The organism is Sphingomonas sp. ERG5 (assembly GCF_000803065.1).
Lineage (GTDB): Bacteria > Pseudomonadota > Alphaproteobacteria > Sphingomonadales > Sphingomonadaceae > Sphingomonas.
The window spans coordinates 1-1,900 of the sequence record NZ_JSXI01000007.1 but is presented as its reverse complement, the minus strand read 5'-3'; the positions used below and the strand labels follow the sequence as shown (position 1 = coordinate 1,900).

Genomic DNA, 1,900 nt, shown 5'->3' with positions numbered 1-1,900 from the left:
AACAAGTGAATGCCGTGAATTTGAAGTTAGCCTCGCTGTGCCTTGCCGCTGCCGCCCTTCCCTCGGTCGCCGACGCTCGAAGCTCGCACGCGGAAATCGCCATCACCTTCGATGACCTGCCCGCGCTGACCATTTTGCACGACCAGCCATATGTCACCTATTTGAACACGATGATCCTCCGCGGCCTGAAACGTCACCGGATACCCGCAACCGGTTTCGTCAACGAATCCAAGCTGGACGAACTCAACCGTGCGCAGCAGATCGCGATCCTTCAGCAGTGGCTCGATGCCTCGATGGATCTTGGCAACCACACGTTCTCGCATGAATCTCCGAACACGCTCGGCGCCGCGGGCTACATCGCCGACATCATCAAGGGAGAGCCGGTTACCCGAGATCTTCTCGCGGCCCGGCACCGCCACATTACATGGTTTCGCCACCCCTATCTGGAAACCGGCACGCCACTCGCAGTGAAGCGCGAGATCGACGGCTGGCTCCGAGCGCACGGCTACCGGATAGCGCCGGTCACGATCGACGGTGACGATTGGGAATTCGCCGAACCTTACGACGACGCCATCGCGCGTCACGACGAACCCCGTCGCCAGAGCATTCGCCGCGAGTATCTCCAGCACAGCGCCAAGACCGTTCGCTGGTATCGCGCCGCAGCACACGCATTGTTCGGGCGGGACATTGCCTATGTCATGTTGCTGCACGCGACACGCCTCAACGCCGATTGCATCGACGACATCGCCGCCTTGCTCAAGCGCGAGAAGCTGCGGCCGGTGTCGCTCGCCACCGCCATGGCCGACCCCGCCTATCTGACAACGGATCCCTATGTCGGCAAAGACGGTATCGAATGGCTCGAACGATGGTCGATGGCGCTGCGCAAGGAACTACCGTGGGACAGCTATAGCGAAGTTCCCAAAGATATCGCCGCCGATTATGACAGGGTCGATGCTGATCGGCACTAGCGGCGACGGCAAGATTGATTGCTGACCACCTGTCCAGCGTAAGCCAGAGTTTAAAACAGTTCATCCAGCATCAGATGAAATTGAATTTTTCGGTTGTCGGGTTTCACGATTCCGTAGGACTCGAACAGCCGTTGCTGCAGAGCCGTACCAAACTCGCCGAGGCCTTTCCACAGGATGGCGAGATCCTGATAACGGTCCGCAACCCCTGCCCTGCCGACATCGATGCAACCTGCTCCATCGCCATCCGCCAGCAGAATATTGTCCAGCGAGAAGTCGCCATGGGTCACCACCGGGTCTTGCGCCATCGGCAGCAGTCCCGTCATATTGGCCCACACCGCTTCGGCCGACCAGCCGGCGCGTTGCTCGTCGAAATCCTCGACATCCACCAGTCCGCGATCGATGCGCCAACGGGCTTCGCTGAGCCGCAGATGGTGGTCACTATTGAAAGGGCAGCTTTCGACCGGGATTGCATGGAGGCGTCGCAACATGTGAGCGAGCCTGTCGACGATCGCACGCCGCTCATCGGGATAGGCCTCGAGCAATTGGTACGCGGTCTTGCCCGGCAATGCGGTGATCAGCAGCCATGCCTCGTTCGGCGTACCGAAAAAGGCCTGAACGGCCGGGACGGAGATGCGATCGCCCAACCACTGCAACCGCACCATTTCGCCCGCAACGTCCTGAGCAGATAATGCAGGAGCATGCTTAAGAAACAAATCCGGTGCGACACCGTTCTTTCGCAGTCGATAAACGGCGTCGCCAGATTCACCGACCGAGTCCCTCGACCAACGATAATTGGGTAAAAGCGCTGCCAAATCGGTCGGCAACTGAACCGGTTCGACAGGGTGTTCGCGTCGCTCACTTGTCATAGCAAAAAACCAATTTCCGAAGACTCAGCACCTGTATTCGATACGGCGATTCGGCGCTAAGACCCA

The 1,900-nt window shown here is 59.1% G+C and carries 2 protein-coding genes; one reads left to right on the top strand and one right to left on the bottom strand.

Annotated features, from left to right (window positions below):
* The coding region (locus OO12_RS01965) for a polysaccharide deacetylase family protein (protein ID WP_034156962.1) at positions 1–968 on the top strand (968 nt) is incomplete at its 5' end.
* A gap of 50 nt (positions 969–1,018) precedes the next feature.
* On the opposite strand, the gene OO12_RS01960 is transcribed toward OO12_RS01965, so the two are convergent.
* Complete coding sequence (locus OO12_RS01960; RefSeq protein WP_034156961.1) at positions 1,019–1,834, bottom strand: APH(3')-I family aminoglycoside O-phosphotransferase; 816 nt, start codon at positions 1,832–1,834, stop codon at positions 1,019–1,021.
* Positions 1,835–1,900: the final 66 nt, after the last annotated feature.

What these genes read in the sequence shown, in the direction of transcription:
- OO12_RS01960 (WP_034156961.1), bottom strand. Translation starts at nt 1,834, where the DNA reads ATGACAAGTGAGCGACGCGAACACCCTGTCGAACCGGTTCAGTTGCCG.